The organism is Flavobacterium calami (genome assembly GCF_038290035.1).
Classification (GTDB): domain Bacteria; phylum Bacteroidota; class Bacteroidia; order Flavobacteriales; family Flavobacteriaceae; genus Flavobacterium; species Flavobacterium calami.
Window position 1 is genome coordinate 18,707 of the sequence record NZ_JBBYHS010000014.1, and the last position, 16,055, is coordinate 34,761.

General features: G+C 34.1%; 16 protein-coding genes. 10 read left to right on the forward strand and 6 right to left on the reverse strand.

Annotated features, from left to right (window positions below; genetic code table 11):
* Positions 1 to 32 precede the first annotated feature (32 nt).
* The 5 genes from AAEO57_RS13775 (at position 33) to AAEO57_RS13795 (ending at position 4,365) form a co-directional block, all read left to right on the forward strand.
* Positions 33 to 899 carry a protease complex subunit PrcB family protein gene (locus AAEO57_RS13775; protein WP_341693583.1) on the forward strand — a complete coding sequence of 289 codons (867 nt, stop codon included), beginning with the start codon at positions 33 to 35 and terminating at the stop codon, positions 897 to 899.
* A 1-nt stretch (position 900) separates the two neighbouring features.
* A complete protein-coding gene (locus AAEO57_RS13780) occupies positions 901 to 1,299 on the forward strand; it encodes a hypothetical protein (RefSeq protein WP_341693585.1) in 399 nt (132 codons plus the stop codon).
* 126 nt (positions 1,300 to 1,425) lie between these two features.
* Positions 1,426 to 1,902: an RNA polymerase sigma factor gene (locus tag AAEO57_RS13785; protein WP_341693745.1), complete on the forward strand. Its 477-nt coding sequence runs from the start codon at positions 1,426 to 1,428 to the stop codon at positions 1,900 to 1,902.
* A complete protein-coding gene (locus AAEO57_RS13790) occupies positions 1,899 to 3,821 on the forward strand; it encodes a hypothetical protein (RefSeq protein WP_341693587.1) in 1,923 nt (640 codons plus the stop codon). Before AAEO57_RS13785 ends, AAEO57_RS13790 begins: the two co-directional genes overlap by 4 nt.
* Positions 3,822 to 3,831: 10 nt before the next feature.
* A complete protein-coding gene (locus tag AAEO57_RS13795; protein ID WP_341693589.1) occupies positions 3,832 to 4,365 on the forward strand; it encodes a MepB family protein in 534 nt (177 codons plus the stop codon).
* A 50-nt stretch (positions 4,366 to 4,415) separates the two neighbouring features.
* Here AAEO57_RS13795 and AAEO57_RS13800 read toward each other — a convergent pair whose 3' ends face one another.
* From AAEO57_RS13800 to AAEO57_RS13810, 3 genes are all read right to left on the reverse strand, one after another.
* The gene (locus AAEO57_RS13800) at positions 4,416 to 7,823 is read right to left on the reverse strand and encodes a T9SS-dependent choice-of-anchor J family protein (RefSeq protein WP_341693591.1); all 3,408 of its coding nucleotides are present in this window, start codon (positions 7,821 to 7,823) and stop codon (positions 4,416 to 4,418) included.
* A gap of 277 nt (positions 7,824 to 8,100) precedes the next feature.
* On the reverse strand, positions 8,101 to 8,853 hold the full coding sequence (locus tag AAEO57_RS13805; RefSeq protein WP_341693593.1) for an SDR family NAD(P)-dependent oxidoreductase: 753 nt from the start codon (positions 8,851 to 8,853) through the stop codon (positions 8,101 to 8,103).
* Between the two features lie 153 nt (positions 8,854 to 9,006).
* Positions 9,007 to 9,375: a hypothetical protein gene (locus AAEO57_RS13810; protein ID WP_341693595.1), complete on the reverse strand. Its 369-nt coding sequence runs from the start codon at positions 9,373 to 9,375 to the stop codon at positions 9,007 to 9,009.
* A 137-nt stretch (positions 9,376 to 9,512) separates the two neighbouring features.
* On the opposite strand from AAEO57_RS13810, the gene AAEO57_RS13815 reads away from it, so the two are divergent.
* The 3 genes from AAEO57_RS13815 to AAEO57_RS13825 all read left to right on the forward strand — a co-directional run bounded on the left by AAEO57_RS13815 (position 9,513) and on the right by AAEO57_RS13825 (position 11,749).
* Positions 9,513 to 10,094: a pseudouridine synthase gene (locus AAEO57_RS13815; protein ID WP_341693597.1), complete on the forward strand. Its 582-nt coding sequence runs from the start codon at positions 9,513 to 9,515 to the stop codon at positions 10,092 to 10,094.
* 62 nt (positions 10,095 to 10,156) lie between these two features.
* The gene (locus AAEO57_RS13820; protein WP_341693599.1) at positions 10,157 to 10,609 is read left to right on the forward strand and encodes a tRNA (cytidine(34)-2'-O)-methyltransferase; all 453 of its coding nucleotides are present in this window, start codon (positions 10,157 to 10,159) and stop codon (positions 10,607 to 10,609) included.
* A 657-nt stretch (positions 10,610 to 11,266) separates the two neighbouring features.
* A complete protein-coding gene (locus tag AAEO57_RS13825; protein WP_341693601.1) occupies positions 11,267 to 11,749 on the forward strand; it encodes a hypothetical protein in 483 nt (160 codons plus the stop codon).
* Here the strand turns inward: AAEO57_RS13825 and AAEO57_RS13830 are convergent.
* Genes AAEO57_RS13830 through AAEO57_RS13840 form a run of 3 tightly spaced genes read right to left on the reverse strand, consistent with a single transcriptional unit; the run spans position 11,746 to position 14,754 of the window.
* The gene (locus AAEO57_RS13830; RefSeq protein ID WP_341693603.1) at positions 11,746 to 12,522 is read right to left on the reverse strand and encodes an ABC transporter ATP-binding protein; all 777 of its coding nucleotides are present in this window, start codon (positions 12,520 to 12,522) and stop codon (positions 11,746 to 11,748) included. The genes AAEO57_RS13825 and AAEO57_RS13830 overlap by 4 nt on opposite strands.
* A gap of 59 nt (positions 12,523 to 12,581) precedes the next feature.
* Complete coding sequence (locus AAEO57_RS13835; protein WP_423972149.1) at positions 12,582 to 13,610, reverse strand: FecCD family ABC transporter permease; 1,029 nt, start codon at positions 13,608 to 13,610, stop codon at positions 12,582 to 12,584.
* 1 nt (position 13,611) lies between these two features.
* On the reverse strand, positions 13,612 to 14,754 hold the full coding sequence (locus AAEO57_RS13840; RefSeq protein WP_341693606.1) for an ABC transporter substrate-binding protein: 1,143 nt from the start codon (positions 14,752 to 14,754) through the stop codon (positions 13,612 to 13,614).
* A 147-nt stretch (positions 14,755 to 14,901) separates the two neighbouring features.
* Between AAEO57_RS13840 and AAEO57_RS13845 the strand changes: the two genes are divergently transcribed.
* The gene (locus AAEO57_RS13845) at positions 14,902 to 15,264 is read left to right on the forward strand and encodes a C1orf53 family protein (protein WP_341693609.1); all 363 of its coding nucleotides are present in this window, start codon (positions 14,902 to 14,904) and stop codon (positions 15,262 to 15,264) included.
* A gap of 113 nt (positions 15,265 to 15,377) precedes the next feature.
* Positions 15,378 to 15,887 (forward strand): bifunctional adenosylcobinamide kinase/adenosylcobinamide-phosphate guanylyltransferase, encoded by a 510-nt coding sequence (gene cobU, locus AAEO57_RS13850; protein WP_341693610.1) that lies wholly within the window; start codon positions 15,378 to 15,380, stop codon positions 15,885 to 15,887.
* Positions 15,888 to 16,055: the final 168 nt, after the last annotated feature.

Consider the following 16,055-nt stretch of genomic DNA (forward strand, 5'->3'; position numbering starts at 1 on the left):
TCTTTTATACATAATCTTAATAATAAAAATTCATGAAAAAATTGATGCTAAGCTTGTTTATAGCTTTTGGATTCAGTGGCTGTTCACTGAATGATGATTTGCCTACTGATACTTGCGGAGAATACACAAATGTTGCTTTTACCGGTTTTCCTCTGCCATGCAATTACAGTATTAAGGAGTCACCAACCAATCCGGCTTTTGCTCTTATAACTTCTGAAGAAAAACTAAATCAGTTTTTTACAAAACATAGCAATACGTGTTCTGTAGTCAGTGATCCTACTATCGATTTTACGAAATACTATCTTGCTGCGGTTTTTTCCGGAGAAAAAGCAACTACTGGTTATGGTATAAAAATCACTTCAATAGTAGAAAATGGCTGTCAGGTTATAATTAATTATTTTGAGAACGGACCGCAAACGGGAGAAACCACTTCACCAACCAAAACTTATCCTTCTGATTATGTATTAATTCCAAAAACATCTAAATCTGTTTATTTTAACAAAACTACAGAAAACAAAGACAATATAGTAATTGGAAGTTTTGGGACTGTTAATGACTTTTACCAACTAAATGATTATAACATTCTTAAATTTTTAAATATTGACGCCGAGGAAAGTTATACATTTAGTCAGTATAAATATTCTGCTACAATAAAAAGAGGAGAATACACGTTGTTCCTGAAAAGTGTCCCAACTGAAATCTTAAACTTAAAAGGCCAAACCAAAACCTACGGATCTCCAGACCCAGCAAATCAGGGTGGTGTTTATTTTGAATTACACCAAGGTGCCAGTACAACAAAAATCTACATCGACAACAACGATACTGCAGATCAAAGTACAGAAGTAAAAGCTTTCAAGAAGGCGATTAAAGACAAAATCCTTCTTTTAAAATTAAACTAACATGAGAAAAAAACTATTCTTTTTTATTGTATTTGGAATTTTTACAACTGCTTCTTCTTTAGAAGCAAACACCGCTGAAACCAGCAAAATTATCAACACCTGGATTTGGGAAAAGACAATAGGCGGAGAGAGCAATCCTTATATTTCAACTCCTAAAACAACGGGTTTCAATAAAAAAATAGTTTTTACTCCAGACGGAAAAATCATCACTTATAAAGATGGTGTCGAAATTCGAAACAGCTCTTATGAAATAAAAAAAGGGGTCAGTGTTTTTGATCAGTCAGAACAGGAACTGATCTCTTTTGAAGGCAAAACCTATATCATAGAAAACCTTGACAATCAAAACTTAACACTAATAAGCAACGATTCTGAAGGCACGCGCACAATTTATAAAAAATAGCTAAAACACTTAAAATTCGTTATTTTTGCCAAAATCAACCCCACCAGTTTTTTGAAAAACGATTTAGATACATATATAAAGCAATGCGTACAAAATGACAGAGCAGGACAACTGAAAATTTATCAGTTGTTCTCTCCTGTCTTATACGGTATTTGCTTAAAATATATGAAAAATGAAGATGATGCAAAAGATGTTTTTCAGGAGGCCTTTGTTATTGTATTTCAGAAAATTCATCAATATAAATTTGAAGGGAGTTTTGAAGGCTGGCTCAAACGAATTTTTATCAACAAACTGATCGAAACATTAAATAAGAAAAAAAAGGAAAGTTTCTTTTTGGATGTTTTTGATCCGGATACCGATTTTATAGAAGAAGAGGAATTAAACACCATTACTGTCCCGCAGGAAAAACTACTGGAATACATAAAAGAATTACCTGATCAGTATCGTATGGTTTTTAATTTGTATGTTTTTGAAAAAATGAAACATAAGGAAATTGCAGAATTACTCAAGATTTCGGAAGGCACTTCAAAATCAAACCTTAACAGAGCCAAAAAAATTTTACAGAAAAAAATTTTGAGTATTAAAAATTTTAAAACAGCATGAAAAAGCAAAAAATAGAAGATATTTTTTCTTCAATAGAAAACTTTTCGAGTGTTCCGCCACCCGAGCTATGGAGTAAAATTGAAGAAGAACTTGACAAACCTAAAAAGAAAAAAAGAGTTGTTCTTTGGTGGTCGGCTGCTGCATGCCTGTTATTAGGATTATTACTCCCGGCAGTTTTACATTTTTCCTCTGATTCCGGAATCAAAACAATAAATAACGGAAATGCAGAAAAAAGTGTTGTAGTTGATAAAAACAAAAAAAACTCAAATAATAAAAACATTTCTACAGAAAACAACATTATTAAAAAAGAAACCGTTGTTGCTGAAAGTTCAGCTATAGAAAATGCAACAATACAATCGAATAACGAACAAAAAAATAAAGCCTATAAAACAAACGTTACCAAAACTTCTGATACAAAAATGAATTCTGGTGATATTACAACAGATGAATTAAATAATAATATAAAAAACAACAATCAGGCTGTAGCTGAAAAAACTTTAGGTACTCAAAAACAAAATTCATTCAATTCGTATTCAAATAAGCAATTGCCGAATTCAGTAAAAGAAAATAAAAACAAGGCTGTAGCCGAAAAAACTTTTAGCATTCAAAAACAAAATTCATTCAATTCGTATTCAAATAACCAATTGCCGAATTCAGTAAAAGAAAATGAAAATAAGGCTGTAGCCGAAAAAACTTTTAGCATTCAAAAACAAAATTCATTCAATTCGTATTCAAATAACCAATTGCCGAATTCAGTAAAAGAAAATGAAAACAAGGATGTAGCCGAAAAAACTTTTGGTACTCAAAAACAAAATTCATTCAATTCGTATTCAAATAACCAATTGCCGAATTCAGTAAAAGAAAATGAAAATAAGGCTGTAGCCGAAAAAACTTTTGGCAACGAAAAATACAATTCAGCCAACACTTTTTCAAACAACTTAACGCCAAATTCTGTTGTAGAAGAAAAAAAGACTTCTACAACCACAGCTATTATTGCTTTAAATTCTTCTAATTCAACAGAAAAAAACAATTCTCAGAATAAGGAAGAAGCTGTAACTGAAACTGTCAATTCGAAAGCTGCTCTTGCACAACTTACTCAGAAAAACAATATTACTTTGACTAAACAAGATTCAATTCAGTTGGTGCAATTACAAAATTTAGAAAAAGGTATTGCAGAAGTTGAACCTAAGAAAGAAAAAGAAACCAAACCGGTTTCTAATGATGAGAAATGGTCTCTGGAAGTTTTTGCCGGAATTGCCAATTCTGAGAATTATGGTAAACAAAAAACACTCGGAAATGTTAATGAATCTAAACAGACAAATTCATACGGTGTAAAAACGAATTACAAACTAAATAAAAAGTGGGCTGTAAGTTCGGGTTTAAAATTTAATGAATTAGGACAGAGCATTGCAAATGTTCCTTACTATAGCAATTATGAAATGTCTTCATCTCCTTTAACTAGTGACAATTTACACAATGGCTCAAATGTAATTGCTCCTAAAATAACAAGTAATTCTAATTATGTTTTTGTTTCAAGAAGCACGCAAAACACTTTAAAAAGCGACAATGTCGAAAGCGGAAATATTGACCAAAGCCTGAAATATATTGAGATGCCTCTTGAGGTTTCATACTCCCTTTTTAATAAAAACAAAACCAATATCAGTTTAAATACCGGTGGTTTTGTTGGAAAACTAATTTCAAATGATGTGACCTTAAACGGGAATTCAATAGGCGGAAATTTAAATGCAAATGACTTTGTTTACGGTTCTTTATTGAGCAGTACTTTTCAATATCAACTATACAAAAAAACACATATATTTGTTGAGCCGGGTATGAATTATTATATCAATCCACTAAATAATCAAACTTTTAATCAATTTCAATGGTCGTTCAATTTTGGACTTAATGTTTCGTTTTAAGTTATAACTAATGACTGATCACAATTCGAGGACTAACTTCAAGTCACTACCAGATGATTTAATTCTTGCAAGAGAATTCGTTTTTGCACCTTCTAATCTAGAATGCAGTCAGCCGGAACCGGAAGCAGAAAGTTCCGAATATAGTGCTTATCGTTTTGAAATCAACGACAAAAAAATCTGTTACAGAGAAGCCAAAATTACCCCAACAAAAACAGGACAGTTTGTTACTTTATGGAAACGAAATGTATCGGGAACCATTGAACCATTTGATTTCTCAGATCCAATCGATTTTGTGATTATCAGTGTCCGAAAAGAAAATAATTTCGGGTTATTTATCTTTCCGAAAAGCATTTTACTGGAAAAAGGAATTTTCTCTACTTCGGTTAAAGAAGGCAAAAGAGCAACCCGTGTTTATCCTCCCTGGGATACTACTACAAGCAAACAGGCTCAAAAAACACAGGAATGGCAGATTCATTATTTTTTAGAAATATCAGAAAAGGAATCTATTGTTTTAAAAGCAAAAAAGATATTTGATATCCCATAAAAAAACAGGCAGCCCGAATGAGCTGCCTGTTTTAGTATATATAGGAAAGTTTATTTTTTTATAATCTTTCCTTTAAACGCAACTTTGTTATTTTCTGTCAAAGTGTAAATATAAATTCCAGATTGCAAATGAGTCACCGGAATTACAGTCGTACTTATATCCTGACCTGCTTTAACGTCAATAGCACTTCCTGTTTGGCGGCCGTTGATATCATAAAATCTTAATTTCAGATTTTTATCTGTATTTTTTACATCAAAACTAACAACATCTGTCACTGGATTTGGATATGCTTTAACATAAAAATTGTTATTAGCAAAATCCGGCGTCGACAATACATCTTGTTTCAACTGAAAACGAGCAATTACAGGTCCGTGATCTGAAGTCGTTTCGGTATAATCTGTAATTTCATTACGAGGATCATAAACTGCTGTAGAACCCTGAATATATTGATTCACTAACTCATTTGAAATTGTGATATGATCTAAAAATCCGCCTGAACTTAAAAAGCTGAAAGCGCCCGCCTGACTGATTTCTAATGTCAAAGCTTTATAATTATTGTTATCTGTTACAAAAGCTTCATAAGAAGACGGCTGTCCCGGAATAACAGATGCTTTTACATCGTCATTGTAATCTCCTAAAAGAATCAAATTAGCGTTTGGATAATGTGCATCTAAACTGTCTTTTAGCACCTTTGTGTCGTACTTACGCATATTATAGCGTGAAATATCTGTCCCGCTGTTTGCACGAGCGTGAAGATCTATAAAATTGATTTCGTTTTTAACCCCATTAAGATTCGTTTCTAAAGTCACCATATAGGGCAGACGACCAGAAGAAAAGAAACTACTGTTAGAACCTCCTGGATAATTAGCCAATGTTTTGGTCCCGGCACGTAATTCATCGTAAAATTCTTTAAACATTACACGAGTTTTTTTAACCGTCGTAGTTTGAGTATTATAAATTACAACCAATTTTTGAGGTGGAAAAGTTGGATCTGAAGTCGGATCCCAGGAATAGGACCATGATGTCGAAACGGCTTTATCGAATGTTTTTCCGTTTACATTTAGTTTTTGGATCAAATTATCTATTTGAGCATCGCTTGAAACTTCCTGAACTACGTAAACGTCCGCATCTAGTTTGTTCATTACTGTTGCTACATTATCGAGCTGTAATGCTTTGTTACTTGGTCCGTAAACTGAAGTCGGAGCACCAAAAAACTCCAAATTATAGGTTACTACATCAAAAGTATCTGCTTTTGAAAGTGAAGAACCAGTTAAAGAACCTACTTGTTTGTTTAACGAAGTCCCTGTAACTGTAAGCGGGCCTGCAATTTTAAATTCTTTCGCAGTTGGTGCAAATCTCGCATATAATGTTTTTCCAGCAAAAGCATCAGCTTCAGTCAAAGCAACACTGTTTTGGAATGTACTATTATCTAATGATAACTGATAACCTACAGGTGCAGTAATTGTTAGATCTCCATATCCTTTGGCTTTAAAAGCAAAAGATTGTGAAGCAGAAATAGTATTTTGATCTACAGTTCCGAAATCTAAAACAGGGTTTGAAGCCACATATCCTGATTCGTTTACAATAGCATAGTCATCAAATGACCATTCTGCTGCATTTCCTGTACCACTTCCAATTGCAGTTTCATAAACCCAAGCTACATAAGTATGATTAGTTTTAAATGCTGATAAATCAATATATTGAGATTTAACATACGAATCTGTTGTAGTTGGAAAACTGCCATCAATTTCTGTCCATGTAGCTGTTTCCGGACTGCTTACTCCATCATAATTGGTAGAAACCATTAATTTTAAAGCTGGTCCCTGAAAGTACTTACGAGAATAAAAAGATAACAATGGCAATTTGTCAAAAGTATCTAAACGTAATTTTGGCGAAATCAACCAGTCTTTACTTGCTCCGCTGTCCGAATAGCCATTCATAAGAACCGCTCCCGCTCCAGAATTTACATTTCTTGCTGTTGTAGTGTATGCCCATTTATTGGCAGTTCCAGCTACATCGTATTGTGTCCAGCCGCTGTTGCTTAACACATTTGGATCATCAAAATTTTGAAAGTATGGATTGAATCCTCTTCCTGCTAAAGATAAATTTTTAATAACAGAAGTAGATTCATGTGTAATCTGTCCTGTAAAAGCACCCGCCAAATCTGGATTAAATCTTACATAAACCGTCTGTGAAGCATTTGAAGCAAAGTCAGCAGCAGCGTAAGTAAGTATTGACACAAATGTTACATTATCTTTTGAGATCGAAAAATTTGGTGTAACACTCACCGTTAAATCACTTAGAAGATCAGTCGCCTGAATTTGATAACTTTTAGATGCTGATTCGAAGTTTAATTCATTAGCACCCAAATCTAAAGCACTTGCAGAAGTTGTTACTACAGGTAGTGCTGTTGCTGCTGTTGTAACATCTACTTTATTTACTGCTGTTTGTAAATTTCCATATTCATCCTCAGAAACAGAAAATACAGTATAAGCAGTAGAAAGAGATAAACCAGCAATATTTTTAGTATATGCTGATGCAGGATCAGCTATAGTTAAAGATCCTGCTTGTAAAGCAGCAGTTCCGTTTGCATCCAATCCTGATTTTACCTGAGCAGGAGTTGGTGCTGTGCTGCCACCTGCAAGCAAAACATAATAGGTTTTTCCGATTTCATTCAACTTATCAGAAAAATCAAAATGGGTTGAGGATATATTAGCAGATTTTGGAAATCCGGTTTCGTTTACCGGCGCTGTGTGATCGCTGTTTACATCAATATTGTCAATTGCGAAAGAAGGACGAGAACCAGAACCTGAAAGTTGTCTTGCAATCCATCTAAGCTGCACGACTGACTGATTATCACAATCTGAAGGCAATGTTACTTTTATAACTTGAGGATTTTGCCCCGAAGTATCTCCAGGTCCTATTTTTTGAGTTGAATTATTGACATAAACAGTAGTTGGCAAAGTTGTGAATGGAGCTGTTGTTCCGACCCTATATTGTAATACGAACTCATTAATTCTAGTGGTTGCCGGGCTTCCTACTCCTGTTGGATTACGAATGACCATCGCATCATATTGCACTTGAATTCCGTACAAATTAGTAGTTTCTAATGCAAGACCAATTGCCTGATCAAGAAAGGTTCCTGCATTTAAAATCCCCATTTTTTCATTAAAATTGTAAACATCTCCAGAAGTAGAACTAGCGGAACCTGCAGTTAGACCTTTATTTCCTGCTATAGTACCCGAGGTTGTAAAATTTGATGGAGTTGGTAAGCTTGAAGGAGTACTTGCAGACCAGCCTTGAATTCCTAAAGGAAAAGTTGTTCCTAAGCCTGTAAAATTCTGCTTATAAGGAAGTTTCTGCGCTTCCGGCATTGTCTGAGCAATTACACTTAAAGAAAAGCAATAAAAAAAACTTAAAAAAGCCATTAAATGGCGTACAGTGTAGATCTTTTTCATAGTTTAAAAAAATAGAGTTTTTAGAAGTCAAATTTATACCCTTTAAAGTTAAGCGAATATTACAAAACCATAAACTTAAATACACTAAACTTATAAACATTTCACAACAAAACACTATTTTTAAAGAACTTTTATTCAGCATTATTAACAAAACAGCCATTAGACGGTAAAATTAATATTTTAAACATTTCCAATCTGTTGACAAAAAAGTATAGTACGGAGCATAAAAAAAGGCTATCTGAAAAACAGACAGCCTAATAATACATTTTTAAAATGCTTAAACCGCAGTATAACCACCATCAGCAATAATGTAGCTTCCGGTAGTAAAAGAAGATTTTTCAGAACTTAAAAACACAACAAGTTCCGCAATTTCTTCTGATGTTCCTAAACGATTCATCGGCGCTTTTGCTGCAATAGCGTCCATCATACTCTTATTCAAATTATCTTTTAACAAGGCTGTTTCGATATAACCTGGTCCTACTGCATTACAGCGAATATTTTTTTGTGCATACTCAGCCGCAATGTTTTTCGTTAGGCCTACAACACCATGTTTTGAAGCCGTATAAGCAGGACTTAGAGGGGCAGCAACCTGTCCGTGAATCGAAGCAATATTGACAATACTGCCTCCTCCGTTTTTCTCCATTTGTTCCAACTGATAGCGACAGGCATAAAAAACGCCACTCAAATTGAGGGCAATTACCTTATCCCATGCCTCTGGTTCATATTCTCCTGTTGGTTTTGCAGGACCTCCCATTCCGGCATTGTTACAGGCAATATCCAATCGCCCGTATTTTGAGACCGTAACTTCAACCATGTGCTTATTATCTAATGCGCTTGAAGAATCGCCTTTTACAAAAAAAGCTTCTCCTCCGTTATTCTTTATATTTTTTACAGTTTCCTCACCATGTTCTACATTAATATCCGAAACTACTACTTTTGCTCCTTCACGAGCGTAAGCTTCTGCTACTGCGCGTCCGATTCCTGAACCGCCACCTGAAACAAAAGCTACCTTGTTTTCTAAAAGTGCCATATTTATAAGTTTTAAAATTGTCCTTTAAAATTACGAAGACATTTCTTGCTGCTCTGCCCAAAACATAAGTTTATCATAATATTAACCTGATATGCTAATCAAATGTTATTTTAGACAAAAGAGTATCAAATCTGTCCATTTTTCGTTACTATTTTAGTCTTCATCCAATTTCATATTTCCTCTGTCTTCATGACTTTCCGGATTAGAGTTAGAGTAACGGTCTGGCGTAATATCCGAATTCCGGTCTTTGTTTTCTACCGTTTTCTTTGCTTCTTCTTCGGTTTCTACACCACGATTTGCATTGGGGTTATCCTGATCTTCTCGAAATGATTTGGTAATATCCTCATTTTCGTTTCTGGCGCGTTCAACTATTTGTTTATTTCCGTCAGCATCGGTTACAACTTCTTTTTTAAGATTCGCATCATCTGATTTTCCGTCGTGCGAAATATTTTTACCTTTAGATTCATCTATGTCTTTTTGTACTCCATTTATTTTTTTAGAGCCTAAATCATTAGTTCCCATAACATTATTCTTTAAAATTTGTAGTATAATATTACGAATTCTAAATTTTAAAACTAAATGGTTTAACATAGCCTTTAGTTTATTACCCGATTATTTTTAATGAAGATGAAACAAACTATCTTTGCAAAAAATTAAAAATGCACCGACACTTCATTCTTTTTAAACCTTATGGCTACCTCAGTCAATTTATTTATGAATTAAAAAGAAAGAAAAAGCTTTTAGGAGAATTGCATGACTTTCCGGAAGGAACAATGGCTATAGGAAGGCTCGATGAAGATTCTGAAGGTTTGCTGCTGCTCACCACTGACGGAATGGTAAGTGAACTAATCCGAAGCAAAAAAGTAGATAAAGAATATTACGTTCAGGTTGATGGGCTCATAACTCCTGAAGCGATAGAACAGCTCCAAAAAGGCGTCGAAATTGGTTTTGATGGCGGAAAATATAAAACGAAACCCTGTAAAGCTTTTATTGTTACTGAAATTCCTGATTTTGGACCAAGAGCCAAAAAAATCAGGGATGAACGTCATGGCCCGACTTCCTGGGCTTCGATCACTATCAGTGAAGGAAAATTTCGTCAGGTTCGAAAAATGACATCTGCAGTTGGTTTTCCTACTTTGCGTTTAGTGCGTGTTCGGATAGGAAATGTATATTTGCAAAACTTAAAAGCGGGTGAAGTTCGCGAAGTTTCCGATTTTCAATTAGATAATGAGTCAATTTGAGAATTAGATAATTATTTTTCAAAACTTCTAACTTTTAACCTCTAACATTTAACTTAAAAAAAATGCTAAACGTTGTTCTTGTAGAACCGGAAATACCAAATAATACCGGAAATATTGGCCGTTTGTGTGTAGGTACAGAAAGCCGTCTTCATTTAATTCATCCTTTTGGATTTGTAATTAATGATAAAAACCTGAAACGTTCGGGTTTGGATTACTGGGTACATCTTGACGTAACCGAATATCAAAATGCAGAAGAATGGATTGCACAGGTTCCGGATCAGTCACGAGTGTTTTTAATGAGTTCACATTCTGAAAAATCGTATCTGGAAAACGAATTTCAGGATGGAGACTGGTTGGTTTTTGGCAAAGAAAGTGTTGGTTTAAGTTCCGAATTTATGGCTAGGTTCGAAAATCATTTAACTATTCCGATGTCTCCTCTTATTCGCAGTTTTAATATTGCCAATTCGGTTGCTTTTGTGGTTGGGGAAGCTAAAAGGCAGATTGGATTGAAGTAAATTAAATCGTTTATTTGCTAAACTGTTTAATCAAAAAGAAAACTTTATATATGATTGAAAGATTATTATTTAGCTTAGAATTTATACTCTTAGATTTTTTTTCTGAATATGGATTAGTTACAATTCTATGCCTAATTCTTTCAATATTTATCAAAAATCCATTTCTCCAAAAAATCAATGATGAATCAGATCGGTTTATTTCGTTTATTGGAATTGTTTATTTAATCGTATGGTTGCTAGCGACAATCATTGAATTAAATATTTCAGATCAGGAAAATAAAAACTTTTTACTTAACAGAATGTTTGGTAAATATTGGTTTGGATTCTGGCTTCAACCCTTATTCTGGTTTTCTATAAGCCAGCTTCTTAGAATTAAAGCAATCCGAAAAAACATTCTTATAAAGTTAATATTTAGTTTTTTCTTTATCCTGTCAATTGAAAAAATAGTAATCATTTTCACTTCTTTCCATAGGGATTATTTACCAAGTTCATGGACAATGACTTCAAATATTTATTCTTCAAACACATTCCTTGAAATATTAATGAAGCTTTTTGTTTTTTTACTTTCTGTTGGAATCTTCAAAATGATTCAAAAGAAAGTTAATAATTGGAAAACAGTAAGTAACAGTTCTAAAATAAACTTTTAACATCAAAAATGTGAGACCTCTAATTGATGAAAATAATTTAAGTTATTCTAAAGAATTCCTGATTTATTATACAAGAAGCGCTATTTTTGGGAGAATATTTCTAGTCGTTGGAGCTTTAGCAGGGTTTATTTACTTCTACATGCAGAACCAACTTATTGTAGTGGCATTTTCGTTTTTTCTTTTTATTTTTCAAATTCCTTTACTTATCAAATCAATAAAAGGAATTGACGAAATTCAGTTTAGAATTAACTCTAAAGGCATTCAATATAGAAATAATTCTTTGATACCATGGAGTAATATTGAAAACGAAAGAGCTGTTTGGATCGATAATGAAAACAGAAATGACGACACAACATACTTTATCTATCATATTATTGAACCAAGCCAGATAATGAAATTTAATCTTGCCGGGTTTAGTACAGACGTAAGTGAGCTAAGTATAGCTCTCACTATTCACCGAAATAGATTTAAGAGAGAAAATGATATTCTCTAACTCACAATAAACTTTCCTTTTTCGGCATCAAAAACAATATGTTCGTCTTTAAATAATGTTGCAAAACTTCCTTGTAAAATTAAATCGCAAGGTTCATCCTGCACCACCATTTCGGGTGTCATAATAATCATTTCATCACTGAGCTGAATGGCAAGATCGATATCATGAGTTGAAAACAAAATGCATTTTTGAGTTTCTTCTGTGAGCTTTTTCAGCAATTTGAATAATGAAACTTTGTGCAGTAAATCAAGATGTGTTGTTGGTTCGTCTAAAATAATCAATGGTGTATCCTGCGCTAAGGCTCGCGCAATCAAAACTTTTTGTAGTTGTCCGTCACTGATTTCAAAATGTTTCTTTTTTGCTAAATGTGTAATTTGAGTTAATGCCAAAGCTTCGTTTACTTTTACAATATCTTCGGAAGTCAAAGTTCCCACCCAATTGGTATAAGGCTGACGGCCTAAAGCCACCAGTTCAAAAACCGAAAGATTACTTTGAGGCAGTTTCTCAGTTAAAACCAAACTTAGGTTTTGAGCTAAATCCAAAGGTTTATAATCTGAAATATTTTTATCATTCAGAAAAACATTTCCTGACAACGGTTTTTGGATCCCTGTTATCGTTCTCAGCAAAGTTGATTTCCCTATTCCGTTTGCTCCAATTAAGGAAATTAACTTTCCTGATGCTAAATTTAAATTCAGATTCTCAGCAATGGTCGTAACACCTTTTTTGGATTTGTAGCCAATATTTAAATTTGAAGTTGATAAGATGTTTTTCATTTTTTAAAGGTTCTGAGTTACTAAGATGCTAAGATTCTGAGTTTTTTTGCCAGAAATAATTATTGAAAATTTCTTTTTCGAACCAATAGCCAAATTACAACCGGAGCCCCAATTATAGATGTAATAGCATTAATCGGCAGCGTAACATCAAAGCCCGGCATTTGCGAAACGATATCGCAGAATAACACAATAATAGCCCCAAAAAGCAATGTGCTCCAAAACAAAATCTTATGATCGCTGGTCTGAAATGTGAGTTTTGCGATATGTGGAACTGCTAATCCTATAAATGCTATGGGACCCGCAAATGCGGTGATGCTTCCTGATAAAATACTGGTTGCAAAAATGATTACCAATCGTGTTTTTTTTAAATTCAGCCCCATGCTTTTTGCATAGTTTTCACCTAATAATAAAGCATTCAGAGGCTTAATACTTCCGGCACTTAAAACCAGACCAGAACATACAGAAAACGCTAAAACACAAATGGAGTTCCATGAAAGATTCCCGAGGTTTCCCAACGACCAGAAAGTAAATTTCTGAAGCTGCTCAGCCGTACTAAAATAAGTTAAAACACTTACAATTGCCGTGGTAAAACTACCGAACATCAACCCAACGATTAAAATTGCCATTGTATCTCTTAACCTTTGGGAAACCAACAAAACCAACAATAAAACAAGCGTGCTTCCTAAAGTAGATGCCAAAACGATTCCGTAAGATGACAAGGCGATTACTTTTAGAAAATAAGGTAAAAATCCCGCTCCCAAAATTACAAACGCCACACCTAAACTGGCTCCCGAACTTAATCCTAAAACATACGGTCCTGCCAATGGGTTTCTAAATAAAGTCTGCATCAGCAAACCGCTTATCGAAAGTCCTGTCCCAACTAGAATTGCTGTAATGGCTTTGGGCAGACGGTAATTAATTATAATATATTCCCAAGTCGATTTACTGGCTTCACCTCCGGTTAAACTTGTATAGACGTCTTTAAATGGAATACTCACAGAGCCCAGACTAATGCTCATAAAAAACATTAGCAAAAGCCCTAAAGCCAAAATGAAAAATAAAATGGTATTTCTTTTTTTGTTCGCCAATTTAATTCAGTTTGGTTGCAAAAGTAAACTCATAACTTGGAAGTATATCCGGATGAAAGATTTTAATGTAATCTTTCAGTACCAAATCCGGACGGCTTGGAGATAATTCATAATAAACAGTTCCTCCGGTAGCGCCAAATTTACTTTCTAACGTATAAACCGTTTTGTTTTTAAAAGCGTCAAATTCGCTGTAATGCGGATTCGCTTTCTGCAATTCGTCTAAGGTTTTAAATGACCCTGTCACGATCCAGACATTTGCCGTTTTCGCTTTGTCCAGCACTTTTTCATACGACAATCCCTGGCTTCCTGTCCCTTTCAGATCAGACCATAAATAATTGGCCTGAGCATCATTCATAAATTGAGCAACCCAGCTATTTCCTTTGGCCACATACCATACATCTTCGTACATGGAGCCGTATAAAACTGTTGAACTGGCAGGTTTACCGGCAACTAATTTCTTTGCCTCATTGTAGCTTTCTACGATTTTATCAAACAATTCTTTTGCTTTTTCTTCTTTCCCGAATAAAGCCCCATACAGTTTAATCCATTCTGCTTTTCCCAGAGGAGATTGTTCCATCCAGTCACCCTGAATTAAAACATTCAAACCACTTTTTTTCAGATTATCCAGCATCGGATTGTTATTATCTACTCCAAAAGTCACAATCAGATCCGGGGACAATTCTATTAATTGCTCAATATTTAATTTTTCGTTTTGTCCAACATTTTTAACAGAACCTTTGTCAATTAAGGCTCTTGTTTTTTCAGAAGAAATATAATCCGTATGCGGAAAGCCCGTCAGTTTGTTTTCGACATCCAGCATTTCGAGAAACGGAATGTTGGTTGTTGAAGTTACCACCACAGATTTCAAAGGAACATTAATTGTTGTGAAATTCTGAAGGCTATCTGGCACTTGAGCGTCTTTTTCTTTCAAAATATATTTAAAATCCTTATTTGCTTCCGGCCATGGATTTGAAACCGTTACAACCGAATATCCTTCGTGTTTTACAATAGAAAGCCCTGAAGCATATTCGATACTATTTTGAGGAATTTTAGAAGTTGTAACTTCTGTGGTTTCATTTTTTTTACATCCTGTCAGAAGAAAAAAAGGTATGATAAAAATAAAATTGAAAAAAAAATGTTTCATGTTAAGGTCAGTTATTTCAGGGGATATGGCATTGTTATTGTTCACGATTATTGTTCCCTTATCAATAATGACAAAGGTAACGTAATTTATTTTTTTTTGTTTATCTTTATTCTTACAAATTTAAACAAACACATTTTTGCATATTTTATGAATGGTATAAAAACAAAAGTTTGTTCAAGCTGTGAATCTCCTTTTAGTTGTGGAAATATTTCAGTAGAAAATAGTTGCTGGTGTAATGATTTTCCCCCTATTTTTAATCTTTCAGAAGGAGGAGACTGTCTTTGCCCGGAATGTTTCAAAGAAGCATGTATTGACAAAATCGATGCTTATGTCGAAACAATCACCCCTAAAAAAGCACTTCAAAATAAAGCCATATCTTTACCAAAAACTGAAAAATTAATTGAAGATATTGACTACTATGTAGAAAATGGCAATTATGTATTCAAACCCTGGTTTCACTTAAAAAGAGGAACCTGTTGCGGGAATGCCTGCCGTCATTGTCCTTATTAATCGTTTAGATGTAATGTGATTTGTTAAATTTGTGAAGATTGAATTTACAACTAAAACCATTCTTTTACATCTCGCTTTTCACAAATTACATTACACATTTTACATTATAAATTATGATTTACTTAATTACCGGAGGCGAACGATCGGGAAAAAGCAGTTATGCCCAAAATCTGGCTTTACAACTTTCAGACACTCCAATCTATGTGGCAACGGCCAGAAAATGGGATGATGATTTCCAGAACCGAATTGACCGCCACCAACAGGAACGCGATGAGCGATGGAGCAATATTGAAAAAGAAAAATATTTGAGTGAAATTGATTTTTCTGGCAAAACAGCTTTAATTGACTGTGTAACCCTCTGGCTAACCAACTTTTTTGTTGATACCAAGAATGATGTTGCATTATCACTGGAAGAAGCTAAAACTGAATTTGAAAAAATTGCCCGTCAGCCAAACACCAACCTAATCATTGTAACAAACGAAATCGGGATGGGTGTTCATGCCGACACGCACATTGGAAGAAAATTTACAGAACTGCAAGGCTGGATGAATCAGTTTCTGGCTTCAAATGCTGATGAAGTGGTTTTGATGGTTTCGGGCATTCCTGTCAAAATAAAAGGGTGACAAATTTCAATAACAAAAATCAATGGCAATTTCAATGGCAATTTCAAAAGTCAATATAAATAAAGAAATTCCAAATTTTAAAATTCCAAATTCCTTAGTGTTGTCTTAACTTTACATAAATTCAAACATCAGGATTATTATAATTGTTTTTGTATTGAATTGACTTTT

Coding starts and splice junctions, on each gene's coding strand:
- AAEO57_RS13820 (WP_341693599.1), top strand. CDS start 10,157: ATGCTAAACGTTGTTCTTGTAGAACCGGAAATACCAAATAATACCGGA.
- AAEO57_RS13840 (WP_341693606.1), bottom strand. CDS start 14,754: ATGAAACATTTTTTTTTCAATTTTATTTTTATCATACCTTTTTTTCTT.
- AAEO57_RS13775 (WP_341693583.1), top strand. CDS start 33: ATGAAAAAATTGATGCTAAGCTTGTTTATAGCTTTTGGATTCAGTGGC.
- AAEO57_RS13800 (WP_341693591.1), bottom strand. CDS start 7,823: ATGAAAAAGATCTACACTGTACGCCATTTAATGGCTTTTTTAAGTTTT.
- AAEO57_RS13795 (WP_341693589.1), top strand. CDS start 3,832: ATGACTGATCACAATTCGAGGACTAACTTCAAGTCACTACCAGATGAT.
- AAEO57_RS13830 (WP_341693603.1), bottom strand. CDS start 12,522: ATGAAAAACATCTTATCAACTTCAAATTTAAATATTGGCTACAAATCC.
- AAEO57_RS13805 (WP_341693593.1), bottom strand. CDS start 8,853: ATGGCACTTTTAGAAAACAAGGTAGCTTTTGTTTCAGGTGGCGGTTCA.
- AAEO57_RS13790 (WP_341693587.1), top strand. CDS start 1,899: ATGAAAAAGCAAAAAATAGAAGATATTTTTTCTTCAATAGAAAACTTT.
- AAEO57_RS13815 (WP_341693597.1), top strand. CDS start 9,513: ATGCACCGACACTTCATTCTTTTTAAACCTTATGGCTACCTCAGTCAA.
- AAEO57_RS13810 (WP_341693595.1), bottom strand. CDS start 9,375: ATGGGAACTAATGATTTAGGCTCTAAAAAAATAAATGGAGTACAAAAA.
- AAEO57_RS13780 (WP_341693585.1), top strand. CDS start 901: ATGAGAAAAAAACTATTCTTTTTTATTGTATTTGGAATTTTTACAACT.
- AAEO57_RS13845 (WP_341693609.1), top strand. CDS start 14,902: ATGAATGGTATAAAAACAAAAGTTTGTTCAAGCTGTGAATCTCCTTTT.
- cobU (WP_341693610.1), top strand. CDS start 15,378: ATGATTTACTTAATTACCGGAGGCGAACGATCGGGAAAAAGCAGTTAT.